General features: G+C 30.7%; 8 protein-coding genes. 6 read left to right on the top strand and 2 right to left on the bottom strand.

All coding sequences use genetic code 11. The annotated features are described in order from the left end of the window. Window positions 1–120 precede the first annotated feature (120 nt). The 6 genes from glyQ to rnmV all read left to right on the top strand — a co-directional run bounded on the left by glyQ (window position 121) and on the right by rnmV (window position 6,399). Entirely contained in the window at window positions 121–993 is an 873-nt protein-coding gene (gene glyQ / locus Q0370_RS05945) for a glycine--tRNA ligase subunit alpha (protein WP_071123992.1), read from the top strand. Window positions 994–1,128: 135 nt separating this feature from the next. Then, on the top strand, window positions 1,129–3,165 hold the full coding sequence (gene glyS / locus Q0370_RS05940; RefSeq protein ID WP_299573375.1) for a glycine--tRNA ligase subunit beta: 2,037 nt from the start codon (window positions 1,129–1,131) through the stop codon (window positions 3,163–3,165). A gap of 159 nt (window positions 3,166–3,324) precedes the next feature. Next, on the top strand, window positions 3,325–4,035 hold the full coding sequence (gene deoD / locus Q0370_RS05935; RefSeq protein ID WP_039900922.1) for a purine-nucleoside phosphorylase: 711 nt from the start codon (window positions 3,325–3,327) through the stop codon (window positions 4,033–4,035). A gap of 37 nt (window positions 4,036–4,072) precedes the next feature. After that, the gene (locus tag Q0370_RS05930) at window positions 4,073–4,222 is read left to right on the top strand and encodes a hypothetical protein (RefSeq protein ID WP_006803764.1); all 150 of its coding nucleotides are present in this window, start codon (window positions 4,073–4,075) and stop codon (window positions 4,220–4,222) included. Window positions 4,223–4,307: 85 nt separating this feature from the next. Then, entirely contained in the window at window positions 4,308–5,792 is a 1,485-nt protein-coding gene (locus Q0370_RS05925) for an aminoacyl-histidine dipeptidase (RefSeq protein ID WP_299573367.1), read from the top strand. 25 nt (window positions 5,793–5,817) lie between these two features. Further along, a complete protein-coding gene (gene rnmV, locus Q0370_RS05920; protein ID WP_299573364.1) occupies window positions 5,818–6,399 on the top strand; it encodes a ribonuclease M5 in 582 nt (193 codons plus the stop codon). 414 nt (window positions 6,400–6,813) lie between these two features. Here the strand turns inward: rnmV and Q0370_RS05915 are convergent, their stop codons facing one another. Further along, window positions 6,814–7,377: a DNA-3-methyladenine glycosylase I gene (locus Q0370_RS05915; protein WP_299573361.1), complete on the bottom strand. Its 564-nt coding sequence runs from the start codon at window positions 7,375–7,377 to the stop codon at window positions 6,814–6,816. A 64-nt stretch (window positions 7,378–7,441) separates the two neighbouring features. Next, a protein-coding gene (gene prfB, locus Q0370_RS05910) for a peptide chain release factor 2 (RefSeq protein WP_299573358.1) occupies window positions 7,442–8,537 on the bottom strand; the annotation gives its coding sequence in 2 pieces (ribosomal slippage) (window positions 7,442–8,464 and window positions 8,466–8,537; 1,095 coding nt in all). Window positions 8,538–8,600: the final 63 nt, after the last annotated feature.

Genomic DNA, 8,600 nt, shown 5'->3' with positions numbered 1-8,600 from the left:
AAAAAGAAAAATATTTAATAAATTTGATAAATATAAAGTTGTTATGTTATTTATAGATTTAATTTAGTAAAGATATTTTAGATACGAAAAATAGGAAAAATAGAGAAAGGATAGAGAAAAATGACTTTTCAGGAAATTATATTAACTCTTCAAAAGTTCTGGGGAGATAAAGGGTGTATAATATCAAATCCGTACGATATTGAAACAGGTGCGGGAACGTTTAATCCAGATACTTTTTTAATGTCGTTAGGTCCTGAGCCTTGGAATGTTGCCTATGTTGAGCCATCACGTCGTCCAAAAGATGGGAGATACGGTGAAAATCCCAACAGAGTGTACCAACATCATCAGTTTCAGGTAATTATGAAACCATCACCAGAAAATATTCAGGAACTTTACTTAGAAAGTTTAGTGGCATTAGGCATTAATCCTAAGGAACACGACATAAGATTTGTGGAAGACAACTGGGAAAGCCCTACGCTTGGAGCGTGGGGATTAGGATGGGAAGTTTGGCTGGATGGAATGGAAATTACACAGTTTACGTATTTTCAGCAAGTTGGAGGACTGGAAGTTGACATTGTTCCATCTGAAATAACTTACGGACTTGAAAGAATTGCACTTTATTTGCAAAATAAGGACGATGTAAAAGATTTGGAATGGACAAAAGGCGTAAAATATGGAGAAAGAAGATTCCAGTTTGAATACGAATTATCAAAATACAGTTTTGAAGTGGCAGACGTTCCAATGCACTTCCAACTTTTTGATATGTATGAAAAGGAAGCTCAAAACTGCCTAAACAATGACTTAGTATTCCCAGCCTACGAATATGTCCTAAAATGCTCACACACATTCAACAACCTTGATGCAAGAGGGGCAATCAGTACAACAGAAAGAATGTCCTATATTTTAAGAATCAGGGATTTGGCTAAGAAGTGTGCAGAGAAATTTGTGGAGGCAAGGGAGAGATTAGGATTCCCGTTGTTGAATAAAAAATAAATGGGGAATATTTTTTCAGTAAAACAAATATTTAATTACTAAAGAAAAATTTCTTAAAAAATTTAATATTATAGATATTATTTAGAGAAAAAATAGTTAAAAGAAAATGTAAATTTGTAAAGGAGAGAATTAATTATGAATTTTCTTTTTGAAATAGGATTGGAAGAATTGCCTGCACGATACGTGGATCAGGCGGAAAAAGATCTGAAAAAAATAATAGAAAATGAATTAAAGGCTGAAAGAATCAAGTTTTCAGGGATTGAATCGTTTAGTACGCCTAGAAGGGTTACTGCGATTATAAAGGATTTGGCTGAAAAACAGGATGATTTAGATAAAAAAAGCGTAGGGCCTTCAGTTGAGATTGCTTATAAGGATGGGCAGCTTACGAAAGCTGGAGAAGGGTTTGTGAAGTCGCAAGGTGCTACGATTGATGATATAAAGATTATTGAAAATGAAAAAGGAAAATATATTTCCATTGAAAAATTTATTGCAGGAAAAAATACTAGGGAAATTTTACCTGAAATATTGAAAAATGCGATAAAGAAAATAGAGTTTGAAAAGTCAATGAAATGGGCGGACAGAACATTTAGATTTGTAAGACCGATTAAATGGTTTGTAACTTTGTTTGATAATGGAGAAATTTTACCTTTTGAGTTTGAAGGGCTGAAAGGTGGGAATAAAACTCGTGGAATGAGATATTTTGCTTCTCAGGACATTGAGATTAATAATCCGCTTGACTATGAAAAAATATTGCTTGAAAACTTTGTTATCGTAAATGGTGAAAAAAGAAGAGAAGAAATTTTGAAAAGTATAAGGGAAAATGGCGAAAATGATGGTGATACAGCGATAATCAATAAATATTTATTGGATGAAGTAGTTAATGTAGTAGAATATCCTTATGCAATAAAAGGTGAATTTAGCAAGGATTATTTGCAGCTTCCTGAAGATATTATCACGATTACATTGGAAACTCATCAAAGATATTTTCCAGTAAAAGATAAAGACGGAAAATTATCAAATAAATTTATTGTTATAAGAAATGCGCCTGAATATTCGGAAACTGTGAAAAAAGGGAATGAAAAGGTTGTAGAGCCAAGGCTTGCTGATGCGAAATTTTTCTTTGATGAGGATTTGAAAAATAAATTTTCGGATAATGTGGAAAAACTGAAGGAAGTTACTTTCCAAAAGGATATGGGAACAATTTTCGAAAAAGTTAAAAGAAGTGAAAAAATCGCTGAATATCTGATTTCAGAATTGAACTTGAATGATAAGAAGGAAAATATCATAAGAACTGTGGATTTAGCAAAAGCCGATCTTGTTTCAAATGTAATTGGAGAAAAGGAATTTACAAAATTACAAGGATTTATGGGTTCTGTTTATGCTGAAAAGCAGGGAGAAGATAAAGATGTGGCACTTGGAATTTTTGAACATTACTTGCCACGTTATCAGGGAGATGAACTTCCAACAACTGTGGAAGGAGCTATCACTGGAATAGCTGACAAGATGGATACAATAATTGGATGTTTTGCAGTTGGACTAAAACCAACGAGTTCTAAAGACCCTTATGCACTAAGACGTGCTACACAAGGAATTATCCAAGTCACATTAAATTCAAAATTATTGTTTGACTACAAAAAATTAATTGAAAAGACTTATGAAATTTTTTCAGCTGATAAAAAAGTACTGGAAAAAGATGTTATAAAAGATGTTACAGAGTTCTTTAAACAAAGAATAATTAATGTACTTTCTGAAAAATACAAAAAAGATCTTATAAATTATGAGATAAATCTTGAAAGCAATGTTGTGGAACTTGATAAAAAATTATCTGAACTTCTGAAATTATCACAAACTGAAAATTTTGAAATTTTGATAAATCTTTTGAAACGTGTAAAAAATATTGTGAAAGATGAAAAAAATGAAAATCTAAATATTGACAGTACTTTATTTGAATTGGAAGAAGAAAAGACATTGTATAATTTAGCAAATCAATTGGAAAGTATTGAAAATACAGAATTTTCAAATTATATTGAAACATTGTTAAATAATGCATCTACGATTAATCAATTTTTTGATAATGTAATTATTAATACTGATAACGAAAAATTGAAAAAAAATCGTATCGCATTATTGAAAAAATTAGAAACTTCTATTGATAAATTAATAAGTATATAGAAAATTTTTTGATAATGTTAAAAATAACCAGTGATTATAATTATAAAATATCAAAAAAAAACAAAATAAAGCCCTTGAATAATTTTAAAAAGTGAAGTACAATATAGTTAAGTAAAAAAAAATTAAAAAAAAACTATAAAAACTTTAGGAGGTAATGGAATGGGAACGCCACATATTGGAGCAAATAGAGGAGATATTGCAGAAACTATACTATTGCCAGGAGATCCGCTTAGAGCAAAATATATTGCAGAAACATTTTTAGAAGATGTTGTTCAGTATAATAATGTTAGAGGAATGCTAGGATTTACTGGGACTTATAAAGGTAAAAAGATATCTGTTCAAGGAACTGGAATGGGAGTGCCTTCAATTGGGATTTATTCACATGAACTGATAACTGAATTCGGAGTAAAGAACTTGATTAGAATTGGTACAGCTGGTTCTTATCAAGAAGATGTGAAAGTTAGAGATGTTGTTATCGCAATGTCAGCTTCGACTGATTCTGCTATTAACAAATTGAGATTTAATGGTGCAGACTATGCGCCTACAGCAAGTTCAGATTTAGTTTTCAAGGCTTATGAAATTGCTAAGGCAAAAGGATTGAATGTAAAGGCTGGAAATGTATTTACAAGTGACACTTTCTACGGAGATGATCCTAATGCTTGGAAAAAATGGGCTGAATTTGGAGTATTATGTGTGGAAATGGAAACAGCACAACTTTATACAACAGCGGCAAAATTAGGAGTAAATGCATTAACTTTACTTACAATAAGTGATTCATTCATTACTCACGAAGTTACAAGTGCTGAAGAAAGACAAACGACTTTTAATGAAATGATAGAAGTAGCCTTAGAAACAGCATTACAGCTTTAAAATAATTAAAGAAAATAACTAAAGGGAGAAAAAATTAGTGGAATTTTATAAAAGATTAGTTATAAAAATTTTGGAACGTAGTTCAGTTGGCTCTGAAAATAGAATTTTGAAAAAGTTAAAAAGCGGGTATGACTTGACACAGAGAGAAATGTCAGAGCTTGAAGAATTACTGGAAAATATTTTATAAATAAAGATATTTAATAAATCTTTATCTTTGAGACAAGGGGGTTATCCCCTTGTTGTTAATTTAAACTAAAAGAAAGGAAAATAAAATGAAAATAGAAAATTTATATCCTGAAAAAGTTTTTCACTATTTTAGTGAAATTTCAAAAATACCAAGAGGTTCAAGAAAAGAAAAAAAGATTAGTGACTGGATTGTAGAATTTGCGAAAGAAAGAAATCTGGAAGTTATTCAGGACAAGGCATTAAATGTATTAATAAGAAAGCCTGCAACAGCTGGATACGAGGAATATTCACCACTTATCCTGCAAGGACATATGGATATGGTTTGGGAAAAAAATAAAAATACACAATTTGATTTTGAAACACAAGGAATTGAACTTGTTGTGGAAGATGGATACTTAAAGGCAAATGGAACAACACTTGGGGCAGATAATGGAATTGCTGTAGCTTATGCACTTGCGATACTTGACAGCAATGACTTGAAACATCCAGCGCTTGAAATTATTATCACAACTGATGAAGAGGATGGAATGAGCGGAGTTAATAACCTTGACTTTGGAATTTTTTCTGGAAAGACTCTTATAAACTTAGATACTGAAGAATATGGACAAGTTTATGTGAGCAGTGCAGGTGGGGCGAGAATTCTTAATGAGTTTAACTTTGATGCTGAAAAACTAGAAGAAGATGATACTGTCATAAGCGTTGATGTGAAAGGTCTTCTAGGTGGGCATTCAGGTGCTGAAATTCATTTAGGGTTAGGAAATTCAAATAAAATTTTGGCAGAAGTCCTGAATCACTTAAACAAAAAATACACTCTTGCAATAATGGATATTGATGGTGGGGAAAAAACTAATGCAATACCGAGAGAGGCTGTGTCGTTGTTGGCTGTGAAACTTGAGAATGAAAAAGTCAGTGATTTTGAAAAATTAGCAAACCTTGCTTTTGAAAATATAATAAAGGATTTTAAAATTATTGATAAAAATCCAGTTATTGAAGTGAAGGAAGTTAAGAAAGAAGAACTAAAAAATGAAGGGAAATTATCAATTTCCAATACAAATGCCGTTATTTCATTTTTCCACGAATTTCCAAATGGAGTTATCTCAATGAGTAAAGATATCGAGGGACTTGTAGAAACTTCAATAAATCTTGGAGTTATAAAAACTGAAAATAAAGATGGAAAAATTACAATAAAAATTCAGGCATTGCCAAGAAGTTCAGTAAATAAATCGCTTGAAAAATTACTAAATGATGTGAAGGAACTTTCTGAAAAATATGGAGTGGCAATAAAAATAAATTCTCCATATCCATCTTGGGAATATCGAAAAGATTCAAAAATTCGTGAAATAGTTGTGAATTCATTTAAAAAAATAACAGGAAAAGATCCTGAAATTAAGGCAATTCACGCTGGACTTGAATGCGGAATTTTTGATAACAATATGGAAAATGTTGATATTGTTTCAATTGGACCTAATATTTACGGTGCACACACTCCTGAAGAAAGAATGGAAATAGAGTCAGTTGGTAAAACTTGGGAATTATTGCTAAAAGTTATGGAAGATTATAACATTAAATAAAAAATAAAAACAAAAGGAATATTAAATGAAAAAAGAGCCAAATAAACAAAAAGAAAAACTAAAAATAAATGAAATTATAGTTGTTGAAGGGCGAGATGACATAACAGCCATAAAACGAGTTGTAGATGCACATATTATCGCCTTAAACGGCTTCTCCGCATTATCTAAAAAAACGATAAATAAAATGATTGAATTGTCAAAAACTAATGATTTAATTTTATTTACAGATCCTGATTTTGCAGGAAAAAAAATTCGTGATACACTAAAAAGATATATTCCAAATATAAAGCATGCTTTTGTAAGTCAGAAAGATGCAACTAAAAATGATAATATAGGAGTTGAAAATGCTAATGACAAAGCAATTTTAGAGGCTTTGAAAAATGTTACTACAGCTAGTCAAAATATTGAAGATAGATTTAATATCAGTGACTTGATAGATAATGGATTTGTTTCTGGAAGTAATGCAAAGGAACGTAGAATAATGCTTGGAGATATTTTAAAAATTGGCTATTATAATGCAAAACAGCTTTTAAAGGCTCTTAATTCATTTAATATTTCAAAAGAACAGTTTGAGAGAGCTGTTGAAGAGATAAATAGTTTATCTTGATAATTAAAATTGTGGAAAAATTGCTATATAATATCTATGGCTATATTCCGACTTTTATTTATTCAACTTCAATTTTTTTCTTTCAGTCATCAAACATTCATAGTTGAACAAATAAAAACTCCGTTAGTTTATTAATCTTCAAAGGCATTTGTTATTATAAAATTTTCGAGATTTTAATTTTCCAGTAAAAGGCAACTTGTTTGAGCTTTTCTACTTTATTTGAATTCACAATAACTTTATGAAAATTAAAATAATTTTTGTTAAAAGCGAGTTTTGTCTTTTGCTGGAAAATTGAAATTCGATAAGCGGGGTTGTAAGGGCATGGCGTTTGATGCCCTTACGATAAAAAATTGTTAAAATGTCGCAATTAATATTGCAATTTATGTTATTAAAAAAGCAAAAACTATATTTTAATTATTTAGCTGATTTTTTATAAGGACAACTGATTAAGTGGTCATCAACTATTCCGATTGCCTGTAAGAAAGAATAAACGATTGTAGAGCCAACGAATTTAAAGCCACGTTTTTTCAAATCTTTGCTGATTTTATCAGATAATTCTGTAGTAGCAGGTGCTTCTGATATTTCTTTCCAGTTATTGATAATTTGCTTGTTATCTGTAAAATTCCAAATGTACTTGTCAAATGAGCCAAATTCCTTTTGTACTTCCATAAATGCAAGGGCATTTTTAACAGAAGCAGCTATTTTTAATTTGTTTCTCACAATTCCTTCATTTTGAGCCAGTTCAGCCAATTTATTTTCATCATATTTTGCAATTTTTTTATAATCAAAATTATCAAAAGCCTTTCTAAAATTTTCTCTTTTATTCAAAATAAGATTCCAGCTAAGTCCTGCCTGAAAACCTTCTAATATCAGCATTTCAAAAAGATAACTATCATCGTGGGAAGGGACTCCCCATTCTGTATCATGATAGATAATGTCATTTTCAGATTTTGCCCATGGACATCTAGTTTTTTTCATACTCTAATCCTTTCAATTTTTTTAGTTATTGTAAGTAAAATTATTTTAAATTTTAAACATATTATTATGATTTAGCATATTTTAAATATTCGTTTATAAATAAGTCAATGTCTCCATCCATAACTTTTTCCACATTTCCTTCTTCTGCCTTTGTTCTGTGATCTTTTACCATTTTATAAGGTTGGAAGACATACGAACGGATTTGACTTCCCCATTCGATTTTTGATTCTGTTCCCTTTAATTCCGCCATTTCCTTCTCACGCTTTTCCAGTTCCAGCTCGAATAATTTTGATTTTAATATTTTCATTGCAGTTTCACGGTTTTTTAGCTGTGAACGTTCATTTTGGCATGTAACTACTGTGTTTGTAGGAATATGAGTGATTCTAACGGCTGAGTCTGTTGTGTTTACGTGCTGTCCGCCTGCACCGCTTGCCCTGTAAGTATCAATTTTCAAGTCTTCTGTACGAATATCAATTTCAACATCATCTTCTATTTCTGGAGTAACATTAACTGCAGCAAACGAAGTATGCCTTCTAGCATTAGAGTCAAATGGAGAAATTCTGACAAGCCTGTGAACGCCTTTTTCCCCTTTTAAATATCCATAAGCATAATTCCCTTTTATATTTAATGTTACACTTTTTATCCCAGCTTCTTCTCCGGCTAGGCTATCAAGGATTTCAACTTTGAAATCATGCCGATTTGCCCATCTGTCGTACATTCTGTAAAGCATTTCAGCCCAGTCACAAGCTTCAGTTCCACCAGCCCCTGAATTTATTGTAAGAATCGCATTATTCATATCATATTCTTCATCTAAAAGTAATTTTGTCTTAAAATTATCAATTTCATTTGTCAAATCTTGTGCCTTCTGTTCAAGCTCATTTTCAAACGAATTGTCCCCCATCTCAATAAACTCAATAATAGTGGAAACATCTTCAAAAAGCCCATTTAATTTCTCGTATTCTTCAAGCAACTTTTTCTTTGCACTAATAGTCTTCAATATTTCTTGACTATTCTCACTGTTCCAGAAATCTGCTTCAAATGTCTTTTTTTCCAAGCTATCAATTTCATTTTTTAAATTTTCAATGTCAAAGATGCCTCCTAATTTCTTCAATGTTAATTTCATTTATTTCGTTTTGTTTTTTTATTTCAAATAAATCCATATTTTTAAACCTTTCTTTATACATTCAAATTTTTATCTTTAACTACAAGTAAAATTTTTTTCA

It is taken from the genome of uncultured Leptotrichia sp., from assembly GCF_938036635.1.
GTDB lineage: Bacteria > Fusobacteriota > Fusobacteriia > Fusobacteriales > Leptotrichiaceae > Leptotrichia > Leptotrichia hongkongensis.
Note: the sequence above shows the minus strand (reverse complement) of the source record. Positions and strands in the feature narration are given on the sequence as shown.